The organism is Catonella massiliensis (assembly GCF_016651435.1).
In the GTDB taxonomy this organism is placed as follows: Bacteria; Bacillota; Clostridia; order Lachnospirales; family Lachnospiraceae; genus Catonella; species Catonella massiliensis.
Genome location: NZ_JAEPRJ010000001.1, coordinates 2,026,584 through 2,049,969, shown reverse-complemented (window position 1 = coordinate 2,049,969; position 23,386 = coordinate 2,026,584). Strand labels below are relative to the sequence as shown.

The window sequence follows — 23,386 nt, the reverse complement described above, 5'->3', positions numbered from 1 at the left end:
GATATATAATAATCCCATATTATCACTGTAAAATATGGATAACACGGGATTATTATATGCTATTTATGCTAAGTTATCAAGTGCAGATAGGCTTATATACCCATAATCCGTCTTCGTCTTCTAAGCCATCCGCCTTGCAGATAATATATCGTAAATACAAAAGAAGTAAGAAACCAGGTCACAGGATATACAGTAAGCACAGTTCCTATATGGTGGTTAGTAGGAACAACAAAGAATATCCAAAGAATCCTAAGCCCACATATGCCTGCGGCTGTGATTAAGGTAGGTATAAGAGAATCTCCTGTAGCCCTTATAGCGCCTGCAAGTACCTCTATCCCTACAAAGAAAATATAAAACTGGCAGTAATGCCTAAACATATACACGCCAATATCTATAACGGACTGCTCGTTGGTAAAAAAGTGCAATATATGCTCACAGCCGATATAAAAGACTAAACTAAGAAACACAGCAGAAGCAGAGGTAAAGATATAAGTAATCCTCACACTCTTTTTGATACGGTCAAAGTTCCCTGCTCCAAAGTTCTGTCCTACAAAGGTAGTAACCGACACACCGAAGGCACCTATTACCATCCAGTAAAAATTATCGTTTGTGGTAAATACTGTCCAGGCCGCAACTGTATCAGTACCAAAGCTGTTTACTGAGGACTGAACTATCATATTTGACAGGGAGTACATTACTGACTGAAAGCCTGTAGGAAGGCCTATCTTAAGCATTGCGATAAGCTCATCTTTATGAAAGCCGATTTTCTTTATATCTAACTTGTAGCTAAACTCAGCCCTCATAAGCATAATAATTACAACCAAGGCACTTACTACCTGAGCTAGGAGGGTTGCAAGGGCTGCACCGAAGATGCCCATCTTAAATACAGCCACAAAGAGGATGTCAAGCACTACATTTACTACTGTACAGACTATGAGTACGTAGAGCGGGCTTTTAGAGTCGCCTACAGCCCTTAGGATGCTTGAACCCATATTGTATACAAGCACAGGGATAGAGCCCAGAAAATACACCCTCAAATAAGTTGTTGAGAGATCTATTATATCAGATGGTGTATTCATAATATGCAGTATCATAGGAGAAAATATTATTCCAACTATCATTATAACCACACCGCTTACAAGGGAAAGAGCAATAGAAGTGTGGACAGAGTCGCTAAGATTCTTTCCCTTATTTGCACCGTAGAACTGAGATATGATTACTGCTGCTCCTGCTGAAAGCCCTACAAAAAAACCAATCAATATGTTTATTATATAAGTAGTTGCTCCTATTGCGGCAAGCGCTTCTTTATTTACATATTTTCCCACAATGACAGCGTCAGTCGTGCTGTAGAGCTGCTGTAAAAACGACCCAAGCAGGATGGGAAAGAAAAACATCAGTATATTCCTGCTTATTGAGCCTGTAAGTATCGAGTTTGTGCTCTGCGTCTGTTTATCCATTGACAGTTCCATTCGTCTTAAAATTATTTTCTATTTTCTTCATAACCATTATAAATGCAGGTATGAGGAAGATGTTCGCTGCTATCCAGGCAGTAGCGTTGGAATAATATATTGCATCTACTCCAAACCAAACTATACCTATGAAAGCTACTGCACATCTTGCTATCATTTCCATTATGCCCGCAAGCATAGCAAAGAGGCTGTGCCCAAGTCCCTGTATGGCATATCTTAGTACCATCAAAAGCCCAAGAGGGAAGTAAAACGAAGCATTTGCAAAGAGGAACTTATCCACGTAGCTAAGGAGTTCAACCTGGTCAGCATTTACAAAGAGAAGGGCTACATACTTGCCTGCCAATATGATGGCAAAGAATGCAAATACAGTGTATACGCCCATTGCAATTATTCCCTGTTTCATACCCTTATGTATGCGGTCAAGCTTTCTTGCGCCAAGATTCTGCCCGCAGAAGGTAGCCATAGCAGTTCCTATTGTATCATAAGGCTGAGTAAAGAGAAGAGAAACCTTGTTTCCGGCTGTAATCGCGGCTACATATACTGAGCCAAGGCCATTTACGGCTGTCTGTATTACAGTTGAGCCGATTGCAGTGATGGAGTACTGAAGCCCCATAGGAAGCCCCATTAACAGCAGTTTATTCGACAGCTTTGTATTAAACGTCCAGTCACCTTTATTCATTTTTAATATAGTATACTTTTTCTTTATAAATAAAAAGCATAGTATACAAGATACAAACTGAGATATATCTGTTGCAAATGCCGCCCCGAATACTCCCATTTTAAATACAAGGACAAACAGTAGGTCCAGGGCAATATTTACAAAGGATGAGAATATCAAAAAATACAAAGGAGTCTTGGAATCGCCTAGGGCCCTCATTATACCGGAAAGCAGGTTATAAAACATAATCCCAAGGATACCTGCAAAAATAGTTCCTATGTACTCATAAGACCCCTGAAAGATATCATCTGGTGTATTCATTAACCTAAGCATTGACTTTGTTAGAGTCACAGTAAGAACTGTCATAATGGAGCCTACTACAAGGGAGAGCCAGGCGGCATTGGTAACAAGCCTCCTAAGCCTGTCAAAGTCTTTTGCACCAAAGGCCTGAGACACAGGTATCATAAAGCCGCTGCTGACACCTATAATGAAGCCAAGCACAAGAAAGTTGATGGCACCGGTACCACCAACGGCAGCAAGCGCCTTTACGCCTACGTATTTACCTACTATAATGGAGTCAGCCATATTGTACATCTGCTGAAAGAGATTTCCAAAAAGCATAGGCACAGCAAAACTAAGTATAGCTTTAATAGGGCTTCCTTTAGTTAAGTCTTTAATCATAGCTGCCTCCTGGTTGAGAAATTAATTTTATCAGTATTAGTAATAATAATACAAATAAGTATTTTTTTCAATGAGTAAGTTAGTTTATTTAGTTGATTTATAAGGGGTAGTATTGATATAATGAAGATAGATTATAAACTCTTACTAAATAGTAAGTAGTTATATATAAGGTATACTTAAAAATGAGGAGGGAGAATGGACTTACAAAAGATAGAAGACTGGATACAGGCCATGGGGGGAACAAAGTGGATTATAGCACAGGTGCTTAGCCTGATTGGATATACTCTGATGGTGATAACAGGCTACATCAAAAAAGAAAAGAAAATGCTTAGAACTCAGGATGTACAGCTTCTATTCATTATAGCAATGGGAGTTTTACTTAACGCATTTTCAGGTATTATAATCAACACGGTTCAGATTATTAAAAATGAGATTTACCTTAGAGGAAAGCTTAATAAATATACTAAGGCCGCCATAGTAGGACTCGGTATAGTGATGACGCTTATCTTTAACAATGGTGGTATAGCGGGCTGGCTGCCGGCGGTAAACCTCTTCATCTTTACCTATTTTTTAGGTATGGGTGGTGCAATTGGAATCAAAATTCTTATTTTCATTACGACCTGTGGATGGGGAGTATATGATTTTTCCATAAAGAATTATGTAGGATTTATCTTTGATATCCTCACAATCATCAGTTGTATAATAGGAATTATAAGACTTAAAAAAGATGGTGGCTCTAGAAGTGACAGCGTTGTAGAAAAATGTTAGTTGATGAAACAGTAATTATTAACCTCAAATCATTTTTAGTGCAGTAGATGAGATAATATTGCTTAGAATGATTGGGATTAACACATTAAAGGAGGAATTATGAGTAAAGTAGGTATTGTAATGGGAAGCGACAGTGACCTTTCTGTAATGAAGGCGGCTATGGAGACCTTGGAGAAGTTCGGAATTGAGTATGATGTGACAGTCATATCTGCGCACAGAATGCCTGACATTTTCTTTGAGTATGCAAAGAGCGCTGAAAGCAAATATGATGTTCTTATAGCAGGAGCAGGCGGAGCTGCACATCTTCCAGGTATGGCAGCGGCTATAACTCCTATCCCTGTAATCGGTGTACCTATCCTTACCAAGAGCCTTGGCGGCGTGGACTCACTTTATTCTATAGTTCAGATGCCTGCAGGCATACCTGTTGCTACAGTTGCCATCAACGGAGCAAAGAATGCGGCTATACTTGCAGCTAAGATCATTTCCGTTAGAGAGCCTGAAGTAAGGCAGAAGATAAAGGACTTTGCTGAGGGACTTAAAGATGAGGTGCTTGCAAAGAAAACCAAGATTGAAAAGGTAGGCTACAAGACTTATCTTGAAGAAATGAATTAAGAAAGAGAGAATATATAATGGATTACAAAACTTCGGGAGTAGATATAGAAGCGGGCTACAAGTCAGTTGAGCTTATGAAAAAATATGTGGCTGAGACTATGAGAGGTGAGGTGCTTGGTGGAATTGGAGGCTTTTCAGGAGCATTTTCACTTAAAGCGATTAAAGATATGGAAGACCCTATACTTCTTTCGGGCACGGATGGAGTAGGAACCAAGATTAAGCTCGCCTTTGAGCTTGATAAACACGATACTATCGGCATTGACTGTGTGGCAATGTGCGTAAATGACGTGGTTTGTGCAGGTGGAGAGCCTCTTTTTTTCCTTGACTATATAGCCTGTGGGAAAAATGAACCTGAAAAAATAGCATCTATAGTAAAGGGAGTAGCTAAGGGCTGTAAGCTCTCGGGTGCAGCCCTTGTAGGAGGTGAAACTGCAGAGCATCCTGGGCTTATGCCGGAGGATGAGTATGACCTTGCAGGCTTTGCCGTAGGCGTATGTGACAAAAAAGACCTTATAGACGGGAAAGACCTAAAAGAGGGAGATGTGATTATAGGAATCGCCTCCTCAGGAGTCCACAGCAACGGCTTTTCACTTGTTAGAAGTGTATTTAAGATGGAAAAGGAAAGCCTTTGTACATACTATGATGAGCTTGGAAAAACACTTGGAGAAGCGCTGCTTGAGCCAACTATTATATACGTTAAAGCATTAAAAGAAGTAAAAGAAGCAGGAGTTAAGATTAAGGCCTGCAGCCATATTACAGGTGGCGGCTTCTATGAGAATGTTCCACGTATGCTTAAGGAAGGAACTCATGCTGTTATCCGTAAGGATTCTTACGAGGTGCCTGCTATATTTAAGATGCTTGCCAAAGAAGGCAATGTAGATGAGCAGGTTATGTACAATACCTTCAATATGGGTGTCGGCATGATGGTAGTAGTAGATAAAAACGATGTAGATAAGACAATATCAGCCATAGCTAGGGCAGGCGAAAAGGCCTTTGTAATTGGTGAAATCAAAGAGGGAGAAAAGGGCGTAACCCTTGTATAATTATGAAAAAAGCAGCGGTTTTAGTATCGGGTGGAGGAACCAATCTTCAAGCTATAATAGATGCCAAGGCTTCGGGGCTTATTAGAAATGCAGAGATTTCCCTTGTTATCAGCAACAATCCTTCTGCTTATGCGCTTACCAGGGCAAAAAACGCAGGAATAAAAGCAAGCTGCATATCTCCGTCTGAGTTTGACAGCAGGGAGGCTTTTAATAAGGCTCTTACAGATGCGCTTATAGAGGCGGAGGTAGATTTGGTTGTACTTGCAGGCTTCCTTGTTATCATCCCCCGCGAAATGGTAGAAAAGTTTAGAAATAGGATAATAAATGTACATCCCTCTCTTATTCCATCATTTTGTGGAACGGGCTGCTATGGGCTAAAGGTACACGAAAAGGCCCTCTCGCGCGGAGTAAAGATAACGGGGGCCACAGTGCATTTTGTAGATGAGGGAACAGATACAGGACCTATTATTCTTCAAAAGGCTGTGGAAGTAAAAGATGGTGATACAGCAGAAACCTTGCAAAAAAGGGTAATGGAAGAGGCTGAGTGGAAGATACTCCCGGAAGCCATTGAACTTGTAGCAAGCGGACAGGTAAAGGTCGTAGACGGCAAGACAGTGAGAGTGTAAGGTATAATTATTTTTAGAGTTCATGGATAGAACAACAGAGAGGATACAATGCCGCATAGATAGTGGTGTCCTCTCTGTGCAACTTTTGATAGAAATCTATAAAAAGGAGGCCATTATGAATGTACTAATAGTCGGAAGTGGTGGACGCGAACACGCCATAGCCTGTAAGGTAGCCGAAAGCAAGAGAGCAGATAAAATCTACGCTGCGCCAGGCAATGCAGGCATAGCTGAAGTGGCTGAGTGTGTGGATATTTCAGTGATGGATTTCCCTAAACTAATCGAATTTGCCAAAGAAAAAAATATAGACTTTGTCATAGTGGGTCCTGACGATCCGCTTGTGGCTGGTGCAGTAGATGAATTCGAAAAGGCAGGCTTTAAGACATTTGGACCTCGTGCAAATGCGGCTATTATTGAAGGCTCTAAAGCATTTTCCAAGGACTTGATGAAAAAATACAACATTCCTACAGCAGGCTATGAGGTATTTACTTCTGCGGATAAAGCAATAGAATACCTTAAAAAGGCTGACTATCCTATAGTCCTTAAGGCAGACGGCCTAGCCCTTGGTAAGGGTGTGCTTATATGTACAACGGGAGAAGAAGCCATAGAAGGCGTGAAGACCATAATGGAAGACAAGAAGTTTGGTAGTGCGGGAAACACCTTAGTTATAGAAGACTTTATGACCGGACCTGAGGTATCTGTACTTTGCTTCTGTGACGGAGAGACCATCAAGCCTATGACTTCTGCCATGGATCACAAGAGGGCAAAGGACGGAGATGAGGGCTTAAATACAGGTGGAATGGGCAATATTTCTCCAAGTCCTTTTTATACCAAAGAAGTTGAAGACTTCTGTGTGAAAAACATATACGAGCCTACAATGGCGGCTATGAAAAGTGAGGGCAGGCCTTTTAAGGGAGTTCTTTTTGTAGGACTTATGCTTACCCCGGGTGGAGTTAAGGTACTTGAATACAATGCAAGATTTGGAGATCCTGAGACACAGGTAGTTCTTCCAAGGATGAAGTCAGATATCCTTGATATAATGGAGGCCTGTGTAGAGGGAAGGCTTGATAAAGCAGAGCTTGTCTTTGATGACAATGCTGCAGTCTGTGTAGTGCTTGCATCTGAGGGCTATCCTCTAGACTATGAAAAGGGTAAAGAAGTAACCATCAAAGAAGGCTTTGGTAAAGATGGACTCTATCTCTACCACGCAGGTACAAAGCTTCAAAATGGCAAGATTGTTACTGCAGGCGGCAGGGTTTTTGGAGTGACAGCTACAGGAAAAGACCTAAAAGAAGCAAGAGACAGGGCGTATAAGGCTACTGAACTTGTGGAATTTGAGAATAAATATATGCGTACTGATATAGGTAAAAAAGCTATAGAGGGATAAAAAATTGTAAATAACTTGACTTTTTTTTGCCACCTTTGTAAAGTAGTCTATAGAAAGAGTAAGATTAAAATATTTATAGATTTGGAGAAGTTATGTTTAAGAATAGTTTAGCAAAGGGCATATTATCAGCAGTTATAATGGGTACAGTGTTAACAAGCGTACCTCTTTATGGTAATGGCCTTCATAATTCAAAGATTGTATATGCAGCAACAAAGAAGGTGGCAACCTGTACAGTAGATAAGCTTAAGGTAAGAACCGATTCAGGAACAGAGTTTGCACAGCTAAGCTCTGACGGCACCATGGTCTATCTTTTGTTAAATGACAAGGCAGATGTCCTTGGAGAGAAAAAGGATAAGAGTGGAGTGGTATGGTATAAGGTCAGATTCTTATCTAATGGTAAAAGTGTAACCGGCTTTGTAAGAAGCGACTTTGTCAAGGTTTCAAGTGAAAATGCAAGTACTCCATCTGACAATGGAAAGACAAATACCAGGAAAACTGCAGGTAAGACTAAGAAGTCATCAAGCATAAAGGAGACCTCAAAGTATTCCTATAAAGGAGAGGTAAAGACCAAGGGACTTAGGCTTAGAACGGGAGTAGGTACGGATAAGCCTCAGTACAAGATAGGCACTGCTGGAGTCGTGCTTCCTAACGGACAGGTGCTTAACATTACCGGAGAGAAGAATGACGCTAAGAAGATAAGGTGGTATAAGATAAGCACTAAGGTTAACGGCAAGACGGTTAAGGGCTATGTGCTTAGTGAGTTTGTTAAGCTTTCAGTTGATAAGAAGGCACCGGCTTATGCAAAGGTAACAGCTAAAAAGGGTGCAGTTATAAAGACAAAGGCTACTGCAAAGGGTAACGAATTTAAGGATAGCAAGGGGAAGAAAGTAGTCCTTGCCAAGAACGATATCGTAAGCATCTTCCATGAGATTACCCTTAGTGATGTGAAGTATTATAAAGTAAGCTTTGTAATTAGTGGCAAGACCTATACAGGCTACCTGGTTGCATCGCAGGTTAAGCTAATCGGAATAGTCAAAGACACGCCTAAGGCTGATGATACTGATAATACCGGAGATAATAACGATGGCTCTGATGATAATTCAGATGATAATGCTAATAATGATGATAACGATGATGGCAACAGTGGTGGTGTTATAAATAACAACAACGGGAAATTTGTGACACAGAGGGCGTATATTACTTCTGATAAGGTTGAGCTTTATAACGAAGCTGACTATAAGGCTGATATCCTAAAAGAGAGTGAAACCGGAATTCCTTACAAGTTAAATATGAACCAGGAGGTTATTGCCAGAAAACAGTATATTGTGGGCAATGAAAAGTGGTATCTGATAACATATATAGTTAATGACAGTACCGGAAAACAAGTAATTGGAGCCGGCTTTGTACCTGAAAAATATATTAAACTAAGCGGAGAGCCTGTAGATGATTCTACAGGCTCTAGTAATAAGAAGAAAATAAGCGACAAAGCTTTTGAAAAAGAATTGGCGGCTGAAGGCTTTCCTGAGGACTATAAGCCTTTTTTAAGAGTGCTTCACAGGGTACATCCATACTGGCATTTTGAAGCAAGGCACTTGGGGCTTGACTGGGAATACGCAGTATCCAGGGAAAGTGTGGTAGGACTAAATCTCTTGCAGAATTCCAGTAACTATGCCTGGAAATCTATGGAAGCAAAGGCCTATGACTGGGCGAATGACGCCTTCATAGCCTATGACGGAAGTACCTGGGTCACAGCTTCAAACAAGGCTGTAAGGTATTATATGGATCCAAGGAACTTCCTCAATGAGGACTATATTTATCAGTTTGAGCTTCTTACATACAAGCCTGAACATCATACTGAGGAGGGGATTTCGGCTATTCTTGGAGGTCCTCCTATGAAAGATACCACCTACGATTATATTGCTTCAGATGGAACGAACAAGACCATAAGCTACGCAGAGACCTTCCTTCTTGCAGGGGTGTACTCAGGCGTAAGTCCTTACCACCTTGCGAGTAGAGTAAAGCAGGAGGTAGCAGGTGCGGGAAGGTTCTCATCAAGTGTTACAGGCACAGTGCCGGGATATGAGGGCTATTATAACTTTTATAACATAGGAGCTTACAACAACACTGCTCCCGGTGGGGCTGTGGCTAGCGGACTAAAGTTTGCGGCAAACGGAAGTGCTTCTAAGGCAGTCATTGGCAACAAGAGCTTTAACGACTATATCAAGATACCTTGGAACAACAGATACAGCGCAATCCTTGGCGGAGCTGCGTTTATAGGCAACAACTACATACTAAGGGGGCAGAATACGCCTTATCTTGAGAAGTTTAACTTTACAGAGAAAAATACATTTTCGCACCAATATATGTCAGCGGTGTTTTCGCCCAGCTCAGAGTCTATGATTACCAAGAGAGCTTATGCTGAGTTAAAGGATGAGCCTTTGGTATTTTCCATTCCTGTCTTTCAAAATATGCCTCCTGTTATCAGTGAGAGGCCTGTGGACATACCTAGTCCTAACAACTGGCTTTCCTCCCTGCAGGTTACAGGATATCAGCTTACACCTGCATTCAGGCCCGATACCACAGAAGGGTATGGCCTTGTGGTTGGCAAGGATGTAGACGTGATTGAGGTGACAGGAAAGACAGCTAACAAGAAGGCGGTAGTGAATGGATTCGGGCAGATGAAACTTACTCCGGGAGGAGTAAATGTTATTAGCATTAGTGTGACCGCAGAGGATGGAAGTGTAAGAACGTACAAGATAAATGTGGCAAAGGAGGGATAAGGGGTGAAAAAAAATATTATAATCATATTTGTATTGGTATTCTCCCTTTTGCTTGGTGGCGAAAAGGCATTTGCTTCAAGTGCCAGTGTAGTGCTAAAGGGTGCAAATAAAACAATAGTCGGTGAAAAATTTGATGTTACCTTGGAGATTGATTCTGAGGAAAGCCTAAGCGGAGTAGAAACTTACCTTTCCTACGATGACAGTATGGCTGAGTTTCTCTCAGCAGATGAGGGGATAGCAGGAGGAAAAGGACTGCTAAGGGTTAATATAAAGAATTTTGAAGATGTGGACGGGAAGCTTAAGTATAAGATGACTTTCCTTGCTAAGCTCTCGGGGAACTTTACCATGACATTTTCTGATGATGTACATTTGTATGCGGTTAATCCTGATAATGAAATATCTGTAGCTACCAATGACCTGGAGATGCGTATAAAGAATCCTAGGAAGGCATCCTCAGACAGCAGCCTAATAGGGATAAAGGTGGCTGGAGGAGTGCTTACGCCTAAGTTTAGCCCTAGTGTACTTGACTATAAGGTAAATGTCGGTGGAGGCGTGGACGATATTACCGTAGGTGTGACTACTGCAGATAAAGGGGCTAATTACAGTTTGGTAAAGGACTATGGTGACAAGCTTAGGTCTGGAGAGAATAATATATATATTATAGTAAAGGCGGAAGACGGCAGTAAGACTAACTACAACATTGTTGTTATCAAGGAGAATGAGGCTTCTGAGGAGACAAAGGATACTGCAAAGGATACAAAGAGCAGTGCAAAGCAGGAGGAAGAGCCTCCTATAGAAACCTCGTCAGATACAGGAAGTAAAGGAAGCACAGAAGAAGAACATGAATACGTGCCTGATGCACCGGGAGAAGAGGCCACGGAGGAAACTGATAATAATGATAGCAAACAGATGGTCATTTATGTTATAATAAGTGCCATAGTTATTTTAGGCATCATGCTTATGCTAGGGCTGGTGCTTTATATGAAAAATAAAAGAAATGAAGAAGATGAGGAATAACTCCTCATGGAGGTAAAATGCAGGATAAATTTACGAATAATGCAGTAACTGCCATTGAAGCAGCTAACTCAGCAGCTATTTCGTTATCACAAAACTATGTTGGCTCCGAGCATCTTTTGATAGGACTTTTGTCGGTAGACGGAGTGGCAAAGAAGGTGCTTGAGGAAAACGGAGTTTCATACGACAGATTTATGGAGCTTGTCAACAAGCTATTGACACAGGGAAATGTGGTGGTTGGTTCTACCGAGTCTATGACACCCCGCGCAAAGAGGATAATATCTCTGGCTGCAACAGAGGCTTATAGGCTTAATTCCGGTAAGATTGGTACAGAACATATACTTATGGCTCTGCTTAAGGAGGGTGACAGCATTGGAGTAAGGCTGTTAACCACAATGGGAGTGAACCTTCAAAAGGTCTATCTGGATATACTGACTGCCATAGGGATGGACATTTCACAGGCTAGAAGCGACTATTCAAACTTTAAGAATGCTAACAACAATACAGGAAGCAATGCCAAATCCAATACACCTATTCTTGACCAGTATTCAAAAGACCTTACAGAATACGCAAGAAGTGGAAAGCTTGATCCCGTTATAGGCAGGGATGTAGAGGTTCAGAGAGTCATACAGATACTTAGCAGGCGCACCAAGAACAATCCTTGTATCATAGGAGAGCCCGGTGTAGGAAAGACAGCCATAGTTGAAGCTATTGCTGAAAGGATAGTGGAAGGAAGCGTGCCTGATACAATCAGAGGAAAAAGGGTAGTAACCATTGATTTGTCAGCCATGGTAGCCGGTACGAAGTATAGAGGCGAGTTCGAAGAGAGAATCAAAAGGACTTTGGATGAAGTTATAAAAAGTGGAAATGTACTTCTTTTTATAGATGAGCTTCATACTATCATAGGAGCCGGAGGAGCAGAAGGTACACTCGATGCATCAAACATCCTTAAGCCTTCTTTAGCAAGGGGAGAGCTTCAGCTAATAGGAGCTACCACAAGGGAAGAGTATAGAAAACGCATAGAAAAGGATAGTGCCCTTGAGAGAAGATTCCAGCCTGTAGTTGTAGAGGAGCCTTCAGAGGAAGAATCCGTGCTTATACTAAAGGGACTTCGTGAAAAATACGAGGATCATCATAAGGTAAGGATAACGGATGAAGCCATTGAGGCGGCTGTGAAGCTCTCTGCAAGATATATCAATGACAGATTTCTTCCTGATAAGGCAGTTGACCTTATGGATGAGGCGGCCTCTAAGGCAAGGCTCTCGGTATTTACTACAAAGCCTGAAAGTGCAGAGCTTGAAAGGAAGATAATAAAGCTTGAGGAAGAAAAAGAGAACGCCATTAAAAGTGAGACTTATGATAAGGCGAGCCTAATAAAGAAGGAGCAGAACAAGCTAAGGATGAAGCTTAGTGAGTTAAAGCTTGCTGAAGAGCAGAAAAAGCAGCAGAAGGTGCATGTCATAGGCGAAGAAGAGATAGCAGAGGTTGTGGCTGACTGGACCAAAATCCCTGTAAATAAGCTAAAACAGGCAGAAACAGACAGGCTTATAAGGCTTGAATCTGTTCTTCACGAGAGAGTTATAGGTCAGGATGAAGCAGTTGTTGCCGTAGCAAAGGCAATAAGGAGGGGCAGGGTAGGCTTTAATGCTGAAGGAAGGCCTATAGGCTCATTCCTCTTCTTAGGCCCAACAGGTGTAGGTAAGACTGAGCTAAGCAAGGCACTTGCAGAGGCAATGTTTGGCAGTGAAGAGTCTATGATTCGAATAGATATGTCTGAATATATGGAAAAACACAGTGTATCCAAGATGATAGGCTCACCTCCGGGATATATAGGACATGATGAAGGAGGACAGCTTTCAGAGAAGGTACGAAGGAATCCTTACTCAGTCATACTTTTGGATGAGATAGAAAAGGCGCACCCTGACGTATTTAACATACTTCTTCAGGTGTTAGACGATGGTAGAATAACTGATTCCCAAGGAAGGGTAGTTAACTTTAAGAATACAGTTATCATTATGACATCAAATGTAGGAGCACAGAGAATAATAACTCCAAAGAAGCTTGGATTTAAGACTGATGAGAATAAAGAGACTGATTACAAGCTTATGAAGGAAGGAGTTATGGAAGAAGTAAAGAAGCTTTTTAAGCCGGAATTCATCAATAGAATAGATGAGATTATAGTATTCCATCCTCTTACTGAAAAAGAGCTTAAGAAGATAGTTAAGATTATGCTTAAAGGACTGGCAGGAAGGGCAAAGGAGCAGATGGGACTTAAGCTTAAGTTCACGGAGACTGCGGTTAAGCACCTTGCCAATATCGAGAAGGAAGCAAACTACGGTGCAAGGCCTCTGGCTAGGAAGATAAAGACAGAAGTAGAGGATTTGCTTGCTACTGAAGTACTATTAGGGCATATCAAAGAAGGAAATGAAGTTAAAATTGGTTGTAAAGATGGGAAAATTGAGGTAAACTTATCTAAGAAGTAATAATGAATATTAACAAAGGAGACCAAAATGGCAATAGTAGAAGAACTAATCCGTAAATCAAATGAAGGCATTGATTTTGGTAACTATAAGCTTGGCAGTAAGGCAAAGCTTGAAGGATTCTCATTTGAAGGAGATGTATATAAGATTAAGACTTTCAAGGAGATAACCAAACTTGAAAGAAACGGGCTTTTTGCCTACGAATCAGTTCCGGGTACTGCGGTTTTTAACTACAAGCGTAGTGAAAACGGCGTAAGCTTCCTTGTTGAGGGCGAGTCTGATGCACAGATTACCCTTGAGCTTGGGGAAGAAAAGGAATATGAGATTGAGATTGACGGTGTAAACTCAGGCAGGATTAAAACTAACCTTGGCGGTAAGCTTACTATAAATGTAGAAACAAAAGAAGATACTGCTAAGAAGGTAGTTGTAAAAGAGGCATAATGGCAAAGAGTAAAACAGTATTTTTTTGCGGGGAATGTGGCTATGAGTCGGCTAAGTGGCTCGGCCAGTGCCCTGTCTGCAAGGCTTGGAACGCTTTTTCGGAAGCTCCGGCCATAAAGAAAGGAGGCAGCAGCCTGAAACCGGGCGTGGCTGCCTCTTTGCCGATTAAGATAAAGGATGTATCACTTGAAAGCGATGAGCGTGTAACTACGGGAATATCAGAGCTTGACAGGGTACTGGGAGGCGGTATAGTAAAGGGCTCCCTCGTCCTTGTAGGAGGAGATCCCGGCATAGGTAAGTCAACCCTGCTTTTGCAGATGTGCGCCAAGCTTTCTGACAAAAACGTATCCGTACTCTACGTATCGGGAGAGGAGTCTGAGAGGCAGATTGCCATAAGAAGTGAGAGGCTTGGCAGACAGTCTTCTGACATGCTCCTTTATTGTGAGACAGATATAGAAAAGATAGAAGCGGCTATAGAAAATGGCAAGCCTGAGGTTGTCATAGTGGATTCGATTCAGACTATGTATTCATCTAAGGCTGACTCTGCTGCGGGCAGCATATCTCAGGTAAGGGAGGTAACCTCTACCCTGCTTCGCATATCAAAAGGCCTTGGAGTGTCCGTTTTCATTGTAGGCCATGTGACCAAGGAGGGTACTGTGGCAGGACCTAGGACTCTTGAACACATGGTGGATACCGTACTTTATTTTGAAGGTGAAGATGTAGCCTCATACAGAATACTTCGTGCAGTCAAGAACCGCTTTGGCTCGACCAATGAGGTGGGAGTATTTGACATGGGGCAGACCGGGCTTAGAGAGGTAGCAAACCCATCAGAATATATGCTAAAAGGTATGCCTGAAAATGCACCGGGCTCTGTGGTTGCCTGCACTATGGAGGGCAGCAGGCCAATCCTTGTTGAGGTACAGGCTCTCGTCTGCCAGACCAATTTTAACTTTCCAAAGAGAACCACAGCGGGAGCAGATTATAACAGGGTAAATATCTTGATAGCCGTACTTGAGAAGAGGCTGGGGCTTAATCTTGGTAACTGTGATGCCTATGTAAATGTTGCAGGAGGGCTTAAGATAAATGAGCCTGCTCTTGACCTTGCCATAGTGGCTGCCCTTATATCAAGCTATAGAAACAGAGAAAGTAAGGGAAAGATTATAGCTTTTGGAGAGGTAGGACTTACAGGAGAAGTAAGAGGGGTAAATCTTGCGAGGCTAAGACTTGAAGAAATAGCCAAGTTTGGTGAGAACCTCGTCATCATACCAAAGGTAAACTATACAAAGGACCTGCCTTTTAAGGTATTACCGGTAAGTAATGTAAGGGAGTTAATGGATATAATATAATGGGTAAAACGCTGATTATAACTGAGAAACCATCGGTAGCAGGAGAGTATGCGGACATACTTGGAGTCCCAAAGAGGGGACAGGGGGCATATAGCAGTAATGAATACATAATTACCTGGTGTGTAGGGCATCTTATAGAAATGTGCTATCCCGGGGATTATGATGAGAAATACAACAAATGGAAGCTTGATGACCTGCCGTTTCTGCCAAAGACCTATAAGTATGCCGTCATTCCAAGTGTAAAGAAGCAGTATGATGTGGTGCATAACCTTATGAATTCTACAGAAGTAGACACCATCCTCTATGCAGGCGACAGCGGGCGTGAGGGAGAGGTCATCATCAGGCTTATCAGAAACTTCGGTGGAGTAAGAGAAGGAATAGAAGAAAGAAGAGTATGGATAGACTCCTTTACCGAAGATGAGATAAAGCGTGGCATGAGGGAAGCAAAGCCTATATCTGCCTATGACAACCTCGCCGGAGCTGGCATTATGAGAGGGATAGAAGACTATGCCATGGGCATCAATTTCTCAAGAGCCTTATCAGTCAAGTATGGCTCCCTCTTAAACAATAAGGCAGGTACTAAGAAGTACTCTGCCATAGCCATAGGCAGGGTTATGACCTGTGTGCTTGGTATGGTGGTGCGCAGGGAAAGAGAGATAAGGAACTTCGTTCAGACGAATTTTTATAAGATATCAGGAAGCTTTGGTGCTGAGGGTGCAAGTTTTTTAGGGGAGTGGAAGTCAGGCAAGGCAAGTAAATACTTTGAAAGCCCTCTGCTTTACAATGAAAAGGGATTTAAGAAGGAAGAAGATGCTAAAAAGCTGATAGCTGAACTAGACTATTCTACAGCTGTAGTTTTGAAGAAGGATAAGACCAGTGAAAAGAAGAAAGCACCTTTGTTATTTAATCTGGCTGAACTTCAGGCAGAATGTACCAAGAGATTTCATATAAGCCCCGATGCCACTCTTAAAGCAGTTCAGGAGCTTTATGAAGGGAAGCTTACCACATATCCAAGAACTGATGCGAGGGTGATAACAAAGGCGGTAGCAGGGGAGATAACCAAGAATCTAAGCGGTCTCTATGCATACAAGCCTGTAAGTGAATTTGTGCTTAAAATAAGGGATGAAGGGCTATACAAGGGACTTGAGAAGACGCAGTATGTGGATGATAAGAAGGTTACAGACCACTATGCCATCATTCCTACAGGGAATCTAAAAGAAATTGCTAAGCAGAGTGAATTAAACCAGAAAATTTACGATATAATAGTTAGGAGGTTTTTAGCAATTTTCTATCCTCCTGCAATTTATGATAAAGTCAGTCTTGTGACCGGAATTAAGCATAAAGAAGGAGATTTTACCGAGGAATTTTATTCTTATGTGAAGGTGCTTAAAGAAAAAGGCTATCTCGAAGTAGTGGGTTTTCCGTCTAAAGAAAAGGATAAGAAGGACGAGAGCTCTGATACAGGGGATGCAGCCGATGAGGTTTCAGATAACGAGGCTTTATTAAATCTTCTATCATCACTTACAAAGGGAAGTCCTCTTTCCGTTAATAAGCTTGAAACTAAAGAAGGAAAGACAACTCCGCCAAAGCGCTATACCTCAGGCTCTATGATACTTGCCATGGAAAACGCCGGCCAGCTCATAGAAGATGAAGAGCTTAGGGCAACCATCAAGGGAGCGGGTATAGGTACTTCTGCTACAAGGGCAGGGATCATAGAAAAGCTTGTAAAAATAGGCTATCTTGCTCTGAATAAAAAGACGCAGATACTTACACCTATGCTTTTTGGGGAAATGGTGTATGAGGTTGCAGATATGGCCATACCTGCTATGCTAAATCCTGAAATGACAGCAAGCTGGGAAAAGGGGTTGTCGGGAGTAGAGGCCGGGGAGATAAGCACTGATAAATACGAAGAAACACTTAATACCTATGTAAGAAAGTACATTGACAATATAAAAGTTAAAGACCTGAGCAGAGAACTCGGTAACAGGCTTGAAACTATAAAGAAATTGCAAAAATAACAAAATTATCATGAGTCCAAATTGCCGCGGCATAAAGCCTATGGCTTGATTGCGGAATTTACAAGCAGCTTTGTGAGTAATTTGGATAACAAATAGAGGGGCAGGATATGATAAAGAGCTTAACAAAGGTTATTTTTACAATTACTATCTTTATGTTTATTACTATTACCGGAGGCAGTTATTTTAACAGCATAGGTTCACTTGCAGCTGAAATAAATCCGGATACTGACTACAGTGCCGGGGAAAGTCCGGCTGAAAATGAGCAGATTAAAGTCGAAATAAGCGAAGAAAGTAAGGAAGACAATAAAAATACTGAAGAAATAGTAAAAGAGGACAAGGAAGAAAACCTGATAGACGACAAGGACATAAGGGATATAAGACCAAGTGAGACCGCTTATATGAGCATAAAGCTTATCAGGAAAAACAGCAAGTCTAAAAATACAGCTAAGTTTATTTTGGACTTTAACCTTGGAGATGAAGTGGTAAACGGGGTGGAAGAGCTTGCACTCGCAGATGTCTTATATATCGAAGACCTTGATTTTACACTTCCCTTGGAGAAACAAAATGAGCTGAAGATTGAATTTGAACTTGCGGGGCTTAAGAATAAAAAATATAATTATTATATTAGTTCTCGTAACAATTTGAAATATGATGGATATTTTGAAATAAGCTCATTAGAATCTGATAATGAATCAAAGTCCGGAGTTGTATTCAGAGGTATTCCTAAGAAAAAAGTTTTTGCAGGAACTAAGGTAGTACTTAGGATGCAATCTGATGATGTTGACAGTTCACTGATATTTAACGGCAAGAAGATAGAGCCTGATAAGACAGGTAAAGGTAAGAGAAAATTTGAAATTGTGGTATCAAAGAACGGAAGCTATAAATATAGCGTAAAATCAAATGATGAGATAACCGAAGGTATATTAAAAGTAGATTTTTTTAAGAATCATAAAAATAAACTGGATATACCTCTTAGTTATCAGAGTCCCGATTATCCTGAGGGCTGTGAAAGCTATGCTTCTGTAGCTGTCTTAAAGCACTTTGGATTTAAGATAAAAGAATCGGAATTCATATCAAAATATCTGGATATGATAAATCTGTGGGATAAGAGAGTCACTAAGATTAAAAATTTATTTGATAAATACTATCTGGGTGATCCTTCAAATAAAAAGCAGCAGGGCTATCTTGCCAATCCACCGGTTTTGGTTAAGGCTGTGAATAAGTATTTTAAGAAGAACAAATCAAAAAAATATGTTGCAGTAGACACTACCGGGAAAACACTTAAGAAACTTCTGGAAGAGGAAGTATTAAATAATAATCCCGTCATAGTATGGCTCACCATAGACAATAAAGAACCTCATACTGCCAAAGTAAGAGGGGTTCCGTACGTATTCCCAAGCCATACAATGGTTATATCCGGATATGATAGGAAGAAGGAGCTTCTTTATCTAACGGACAGCATTTCGGGATATAGGTCGGTAAGCTATGATACAGCTAATGAATTATATAAACTTACAGGAAAGAAGAGCTTTATCCTACAAGAAAAGAAATAGAAGGGAGTTTATATGGAGAATATAAAAATCACCGAACTTTTTGACCTTACTAAAACTATGGCATCAGACTATTTGGACTCCTTTACCTATCCGTTTGAAGCACTAAAAGGAATAAGTGAGCTCATAGTGCGACTGGGAGAAAGCCTTGATAGCAGTGTTTATGAAAAAAGAGGAGAAGACGTCTGGGTGGCTAAGTCTGCAAAAGTTGCTCCTACAGCCTTCCTTGGAGGTCCTTGCATCATAGGTGAACATACCGAGGTAAGGCATTGTGCCTTTATAAGAGGAAGTGCGCTGGTAGGCAATGGCTGTGTGGTAGGTAACTCTGTTGAACTTAAAAATGTGATAATATTTGATGATGTCCAGGTACCACATTATAATTATGTGGGAGATTCCATTCTAGGTTATCATTCTCACATGGGAGCAGGCTCCATCACAAGCAATGTGAAGGCTGATAAGACAAATGTAGTCATTAAGTCTGAGACTGGCAGCATTGAGACGGGACTTAAAAAGGTAGGAGCCTTCCTCGGCGACTACGCAGAAATAGGCTGCAATAGCGTGCTTAATCCCGGAACTGTGATAGGAAGAAATTCTAACGTCTACCCTCTTTCGATGGTGAGAGGAGTAGTTCCGGCGAACAGTATATACAAGAAAAAAGGAGAGATTGTGGCTAAAAATGCGTGATTTAAGTCTTAATGAATTTTCAGAGAAGCTTTTTAGCAAGGAGGCTGTACCAGGAGGCGGAGGAGCATCAGCCCTTGTTGGTGCCCTAGCCGTGTCTCTTGGTGCAATGGCGGCAAACCTTACTATAGGTAAGGAAAAGTATGCCAAATATTCAGATGAACTAAATGCTAACCTTAAAAAAGCAGAAAAGCTTAGACTCCGCCTCCTTGAGCTTATAGAAGAGGACGCCGCAGGCTTTGGAGAGATAAACAAAGCCTATAAAGTAAAGCCAAGGGATGAAGAACTAATAGAAAAAGCCCTTGTAAGCGCCGCAACCCCTCCTCTTAAGATGATGGAGGCAATTAAAGAGGTAATTGACATTCTTATTATTTTTTCAGATAAAACAAGCGTACTTGTGGTAAGTGACGTGGGAGTAGGTGCTAAGTTTGCGGAGGCAGCCCTTAAGTCAGCTTATCTGAATGTAGTGGTCAATGCAGCGCTTATGAAGGATGAAAAGACAGCCACAGAAATTGAAGAAAAGGCTGAGAGGCTGCTTCATTATGCTAAAAAAGCCGATGAAGTATATGAGAATATCGTAAAGCAGTTAAAGGATAAATAAAACAACTGAAAAAATATCCAATAAAAGCACCAATTGTTGCAAAAATTTTGTCAAAAATATTGCTGTTTAGTTTGATGATTTTTTAGAGCCTTTAGTGTATAATCACACTAGGGAAAGTTTTAAAAATTTCTCGTTTGATTTCAAATTATTCACTCTTTAAGTCTTATTTATTTTAAATTGACTGTAAATAAGTCTAAAGCAGGGAATGGTTTGTAAGCATAAAAGAACAATATAACACAAAGAAAGAGGTACAACAGAATGGCAAAGATTGATTTAACACAGTATGGCATTACAGGAACAACAGAGATCGTTCACAACCCTTCTTATGATGAGCTCTTCAAAGAAGAGACCAAGGAGAGTCTTACAGGTTATGAAAAGGGACAGGTAACAGAGCTTGGCGCTGTTAACGTAATGACAGGTATTTACACAGGTCGTTCTCCTCAGGATAAGTTCATCGTTATGGATGAGAATTCTAAGGATACTGTATGGTGGACAACACCTGAGTATAAGAATGACAACCACCCTGCTTCAAAGGAAGCTTGGGATGAAGTTAAGAAGCTTGCTCAGGAAGAGCTTTCTAACAAGCGTCTTTTCGTAGTTGATGCATTCTGTGGTGCTAACAAAGATACAAGAATGGCAGTTCGTTTCATCGTTGAGGTTGCTTGGCAGGCTCACTTTGTAACCAACATGTTCATTAAGCCAACCGCAGAAGAGCTTGAGAACTTCAAGCCTGATTTCATCGTTTACAATGCTTCTAAGGCTAAGGTTGAGAACTATAAGGAGTTAGGCCTTAACTCTGAGACAGCTGTAGTATTCAACATCACAAGCCGTGAGCAGGTTATTCTCAATACCTGGTATGGCGGAGAGATGAAGAAGGGTATGTTCTCTATGATGAACTACTATCTTCCACTTAAGGGTATGGCTTCAATGCACTGCTCTGCTAATACAGATATGGACGGAAAGCATACAGCTATCTTCTTTGGTCTTTCAGGAACAGGTAAGACCACACTTTCAACAGATCCTAAGCGTCTCCTTATCGGTGATGATGAGCACGGCTGGGATGACAATGGAGTATTTAACTTCGAGGGTGGTTGCTACGCTAAGGTTATTAACCTTGACAAGGAATCTGAGCCTGATATCTACAATGCTATAAGAAGAGATGCTCTTCTTGAAAACGTAACTGTAGATGCAAGTGGCAAGATTGACTTTAAGGATGGAAGCACAACAGAGAATACTCGTGTATCTTATCCTATCGACCACATTGAGAAGATTGTACGCCCTGTATCAGCTGCTCCTGCTGCAGAGAACGTTATCTTCCTTTCAGCAGATGCTTTTGGAGTACTTCCTCCTGTATCTATCCTTACACCTGAGCAGACACAGTATTACTTCCTTTCAGGATTTACTGCTAAGCTTGCAGGTACAGAGCGTGGTATCACAGAGCCTACACCTACCTTCTCAGCTTGCTTCGGACAGGCTTTCCTTGAGCTTCACCCAACAAAGTATGCTGAAGAGCTCGTTAAGAAGATGAAGAAGAGCGGAGCTAAGGCTTATCTCGTAAATACAGGCTGGAACGGAACAGGCAAGAGAATATCCATCAAGGATACACGTGGTATCATCGATGCCATCCTTAATGGTGATGTAAACAAGGCTGCTACAAAGAAGATTCCTTACTTTGATTTTGAAGTTCCTACAGAGCTTCCAGGTGTTGATACACATATTCTTGACCCTAGAGATACTTATGCAAATGCTTCTGAGTGGGATGAGAAGGCAAAAGATCTTGCTGGAAGATTCATCAAGAACTTTGCCAAGTATGAGAACAACGAGGCTGGTAAGGCACTTGTTGCAGCAGGTCCTAAGCTTTAATTAGAAACTAAATAATATATACAGTAGCTTTATCCTCTCCTCGGGGTGACCAGGGAGGGGATATTTTTTTGCCCTGTTAGTGTTGAATATTTTCACGAAAAAGGTATAATTAAATAGTTATATGTTGTTTAATTGTTCGTGCTTGATTGGAGGTATTTATGAAAAAAAAGCTAATGGGACTTGCCTTTGGGGGCGCATTTTTAGTGGCTTCTCTCGGAGTATTCGGCTTAGTAAAGGCAGAAACCACCTCAGAAGATATTACGCCTAATCTCAATGTGGTAAGAAGCATAGAGGACAAGGATCAGGTCAATATGTATAAGGCGGTTATTGACGAAAAGGGATATCAGAACATAACCTTGAACTTTGATGCGGCCAAAAAGGATGAGGTAAATAACGGCTGGACACTCAAGGTATATGATGAAAATAAGGAAGAGCTATACCAGGTGTCTGGGATAAAAACTCAGTTTACCAGCGCGAACTTTGCCTTCGCCAAGGGGAAAACCGTGTACATTTCTGTTGAAAGCGGTATCAAATCTTCTATGTTTATGCCCAAAGGAGTGGAATATAACTTAAACTTCCACACCTATGCAGACAGTGACTATGAAACTGAGAATAATAATAAGTACGTTGATGCCAACGAGATACCTACAGGAGGCGCTGTCAAAGGAAGTATCTTAAATAAGGATGATGAGGATTATTTTGTATATCAGATACCAGAGAGTGGCTATACCAAGGTTTCATTTGAAATACTTGATTTTGTTCCTAGTAAGATCTTGGGCGGCTGGAATCTGGAGATATATGATAAAAATAAAAGCCTTGTATACAAGGAGGCAGGCATCACAAATGACGTAACACTTCCTGAGCTGCCTCTGGCAAAGGGACAGAAAATATACATAAGAATCCATCCTAAGCTTGCCGTAAGTACCTTTGCACCGGTAGAGGTTGAATACAAGTTGAAGGTAAATACCGTAAAGAGTGGTAAATGGGAAGCCGAGAATAACGGAAGCTTCAAAAAGGCAAATAAGTTTAGCGGAACTAAGTATGCCAATATTATAAACAGCTCTGATGAAGACTACTTCACCTTTAAGGCAGCAAAGACCGGCAAATACAAGCTAAGCATAGATACAGGCGACAATGTAAAACATGTTTACAAGGTAGAGGTTTTTGTAAATAATAAGTCAAAGAAAGCTGTATCCAAGGTTACTATGAGTGACAAAAGTTATACATTTAAGGCTAAAAAAGGTCAGAATGTATGGGTTAGGATATATGGAATTTCTGGCAACAGCCCTATAGGCAATAAGTATTCTCTTAAGTATAAGTTTGTTAAAAAATAATATCTAATGTAGCCAAGCCCCAATTGATTTGATACTT

Annotated in this window: 18 protein-coding genes; 16 read left to right on the top strand and 2 right to left on the bottom strand. The window is 41.0% G+C overall.

Going from position 1 to position 23,386, the window contains the following annotated elements:
* Positions 1 to 92: 92 nt before the first annotated feature.
* Complete coding sequence (locus JJN12_RS09160; RefSeq protein ID WP_236013753.1) at positions 93 to 1,457, bottom strand: MATE family efflux transporter; 1,365 nt, start codon at positions 1,455 to 1,457, stop codon at positions 93 to 95.
* Complete coding sequence (locus JJN12_RS09155; protein ID WP_208429397.1) at positions 1,450 to 2,808, bottom strand: MATE family efflux transporter; 1,359 nt, start codon at positions 2,806 to 2,808, stop codon at positions 1,450 to 1,452. The genes JJN12_RS09160 and JJN12_RS09155 overlap by 8 nt, the downstream gene beginning before the upstream one ends.
* A 195-nt stretch (positions 2,809 to 3,003) precedes the next feature.
* On the opposite strand from JJN12_RS09155, the gene JJN12_RS09150 reads away from it, so the two are divergent.
* The 16 genes from JJN12_RS09150 (at position 3,004) to JJN12_RS09075 (ending at position 23,349) form a co-directional block, all read left to right on the top strand.
* Positions 3,004 to 3,576, top strand: a complete 573-nt coding sequence (locus tag JJN12_RS09150) for a YgjV family protein (protein ID WP_208429396.1) — start codon at positions 3,004 to 3,006, stop codon at positions 3,574 to 3,576.
* 99 nt (positions 3,577 to 3,675) lie between these two features.
* Positions 3,676 to 4,188: a 5-(carboxyamino)imidazole ribonucleotide mutase gene (gene purE / locus JJN12_RS09145; protein ID WP_208429395.1), complete on the top strand. Its 513-nt coding sequence runs from the start codon at positions 3,676 to 3,678 to the stop codon at positions 4,186 to 4,188.
* A 17-nt stretch (positions 4,189 to 4,205) separates the two neighbouring features.
* Complete coding sequence (purM, locus tag JJN12_RS09140) at positions 4,206 to 5,231, top strand: phosphoribosylformylglycinamidine cyclo-ligase (RefSeq protein ID WP_208429394.1); 1,026 nt, start codon at positions 4,206 to 4,208, stop codon at positions 5,229 to 5,231.
* Positions 5,232 to 5,233: 2 nt separating this feature from the next.
* Positions 5,234 to 5,857: a phosphoribosylglycinamide formyltransferase gene (purN, locus tag JJN12_RS09135; RefSeq protein WP_208429393.1), complete on the top strand. Its 624-nt coding sequence runs from the start codon at positions 5,234 to 5,236 to the stop codon at positions 5,855 to 5,857.
* 115 nt (positions 5,858 to 5,972) lie between these two features.
* On the top strand, positions 5,973 to 7,241 hold the full coding sequence (gene purD, locus JJN12_RS09130) for a phosphoribosylamine--glycine ligase (protein ID WP_208429392.1): 1,269 nt from the start codon (positions 5,973 to 5,975) through the stop codon (positions 7,239 to 7,241).
* 92 nt (positions 7,242 to 7,333) lie between these two features.
* Positions 7,334 to 10,021 carry a cadherin-like beta sandwich domain-containing protein gene (locus tag JJN12_RS09125; RefSeq protein ID WP_208429391.1) on the top strand — a complete coding sequence of 896 codons (2,688 nt, stop codon included), beginning with the start codon at positions 7,334 to 7,336 and terminating at the stop codon, positions 10,019 to 10,021.
* Positions 10,022 to 10,024: 3 nt separating this feature from the next.
* On the top strand, positions 10,025 to 11,038 hold the full coding sequence (locus tag JJN12_RS14485) for a cadherin-like beta sandwich domain-containing protein (protein ID WP_208429390.1): 1,014 nt from the start codon (positions 10,025 to 10,027) through the stop codon (positions 11,036 to 11,038).
* Between the two features lie 17 nt (positions 11,039 to 11,055).
* Positions 11,056 to 13,518: an ATP-dependent Clp protease ATP-binding subunit gene (locus tag JJN12_RS09115; RefSeq protein ID WP_208429389.1), complete on the top strand. Its 2,463-nt coding sequence runs from the start codon at positions 11,056 to 11,058 to the stop codon at positions 13,516 to 13,518.
* Positions 13,519 to 13,545: 27 nt separating this feature from the next.
* The gene (locus JJN12_RS09110; protein WP_208429388.1) at positions 13,546 to 13,956 is read left to right on the top strand and encodes an endosialidase; all 411 of its coding nucleotides are present in this window, start codon (positions 13,546 to 13,548) and stop codon (positions 13,954 to 13,956) included.
* A complete protein-coding gene (gene radA / locus JJN12_RS09105) occupies positions 13,956 to 15,302 on the top strand; it encodes a DNA repair protein RadA (RefSeq protein WP_208429387.1) in 1,347 nt (448 codons plus the stop codon). The genes JJN12_RS09110 and radA overlap by 1 nt, the downstream gene beginning before the upstream one ends.
* Positions 15,302 to 17,320 (top strand): DNA topoisomerase, encoded by a 2,019-nt coding sequence (locus JJN12_RS09100; RefSeq protein ID WP_208429386.1) that lies wholly within the window; start codon positions 15,302 to 15,304, stop codon positions 17,318 to 17,320. Before radA ends, JJN12_RS09100 begins: the two co-directional genes overlap by 1 nt.
* A 107-nt stretch (positions 17,321 to 17,427) precedes the next feature.
* Positions 17,428 to 18,873 carry a C39 family peptidase gene (locus JJN12_RS09095; RefSeq protein ID WP_208429385.1) on the top strand — a complete coding sequence of 482 codons (1,446 nt, stop codon included), beginning with the start codon at positions 17,428 to 17,430 and terminating at the stop codon, positions 18,871 to 18,873.
* 12 nt (positions 18,874 to 18,885) lie between these two features.
* Complete coding sequence (locus JJN12_RS09090) at positions 18,886 to 19,554, top strand: acyltransferase (RefSeq protein WP_208429384.1); 669 nt, start codon at positions 18,886 to 18,888, stop codon at positions 19,552 to 19,554.
* Positions 19,547 to 20,152 (top strand): cyclodeaminase/cyclohydrolase family protein, encoded by a 606-nt coding sequence (locus JJN12_RS09085; protein ID WP_208429383.1) that lies wholly within the window; start codon positions 19,547 to 19,549, stop codon positions 20,150 to 20,152. Before JJN12_RS09090 ends, JJN12_RS09085 begins: the two co-directional genes overlap by 8 nt.
* Before the next feature lie 258 nt (positions 20,153 to 20,410).
* Complete coding sequence (gene pckA / locus JJN12_RS09080) at positions 20,411 to 22,015, top strand: phosphoenolpyruvate carboxykinase (ATP) (RefSeq protein ID WP_208429382.1); 1,605 nt, start codon at positions 20,411 to 20,413, stop codon at positions 22,013 to 22,015.
* 158 nt (positions 22,016 to 22,173) lie between these two features.
* Positions 22,174 to 23,349, top strand: coding sequence for a hypothetical protein (locus JJN12_RS09075; RefSeq protein WP_208429381.1), 1,176 nt, complete (start codon positions 22,174 to 22,176; stop codon positions 23,347 to 23,349).
* The last annotated feature ends 37 nt before the right edge of the window (positions 23,350 to 23,386 follow it).

Excerpts from the sequence above, each read along its gene's own strand:
- purD (WP_208429392.1), top strand. The coding sequence starts at position 5,973 with ATGAATGTACTAATAGTCGGAAGTGGTGGACGCGAACACGCCATAGCC.
- JJN12_RS09090 (WP_208429384.1), top strand. The coding sequence starts at position 18,886 with ATGGAGAATATAAAAATCACCGAACTTTTTGACCTTACTAAAACTATG.
- JJN12_RS09115 (WP_208429389.1), top strand. The coding sequence starts at position 11,056 with ATGCAGGATAAATTTACGAATAATGCAGTAACTGCCATTGAAGCAGCT.
- purE (WP_208429395.1), top strand. The coding sequence starts at position 3,676 with ATGAGTAAAGTAGGTATTGTAATGGGAAGCGACAGTGACCTTTCTGTA.
- JJN12_RS09160 (WP_236013753.1), bottom strand. The coding sequence starts at position 1,457 with ATGGATAAACAGACGCAGAGCACAAACTCGATACTTACAGGCTCAATA.
- JJN12_RS09100 (WP_208429386.1), top strand. The coding sequence starts at position 15,302 with ATGGGTAAAACGCTGATTATAACTGAGAAACCATCGGTAGCAGGAGAG.
- JJN12_RS09085 (WP_208429383.1), top strand. The coding sequence starts at position 19,547 with ATGCGTGATTTAAGTCTTAATGAATTTTCAGAGAAGCTTTTTAGCAAG.
- purM (WP_208429394.1), top strand. The coding sequence starts at position 4,206 with ATGGATTACAAAACTTCGGGAGTAGATATAGAAGCGGGCTACAAGTCA.
- JJN12_RS09125 (WP_208429391.1), top strand. The coding sequence starts at position 7,334 with ATGTTTAAGAATAGTTTAGCAAAGGGCATATTATCAGCAGTTATAATG.
- radA (WP_208429387.1), top strand. The coding sequence starts at position 13,956 with ATGGCAAAGAGTAAAACAGTATTTTTTTGCGGGGAATGTGGCTATGAG.
- JJN12_RS09110 (WP_208429388.1), top strand. The coding sequence starts at position 13,546 with ATGGCAATAGTAGAAGAACTAATCCGTAAATCAAATGAAGGCATTGAT.
- JJN12_RS09155 (WP_208429397.1), bottom strand. The coding sequence starts at position 2,808 with ATGATTAAAGACTTAACTAAAGGAAGCCCTATTAAAGCTATACTTAGT.
- purN (WP_208429393.1), top strand. The coding sequence starts at position 5,234 with ATGAAAAAAGCAGCGGTTTTAGTATCGGGTGGAGGAACCAATCTTCAA.
- JJN12_RS09095 (WP_208429385.1), top strand. The coding sequence starts at position 17,428 with ATGATAAAGAGCTTAACAAAGGTTATTTTTACAATTACTATCTTTATG.
- JJN12_RS09075 (WP_208429381.1), top strand. The coding sequence starts at position 22,174 with ATGAAAAAAAAGCTAATGGGACTTGCCTTTGGGGGCGCATTTTTAGTG.
- pckA (WP_208429382.1), top strand. The coding sequence starts at position 20,411 with ATGGCAAAGATTGATTTAACACAGTATGGCATTACAGGAACAACAGAG.
- JJN12_RS09150 (WP_208429396.1), top strand. The coding sequence starts at position 3,004 with ATGGACTTACAAAAGATAGAAGACTGGATACAGGCCATGGGGGGAACA.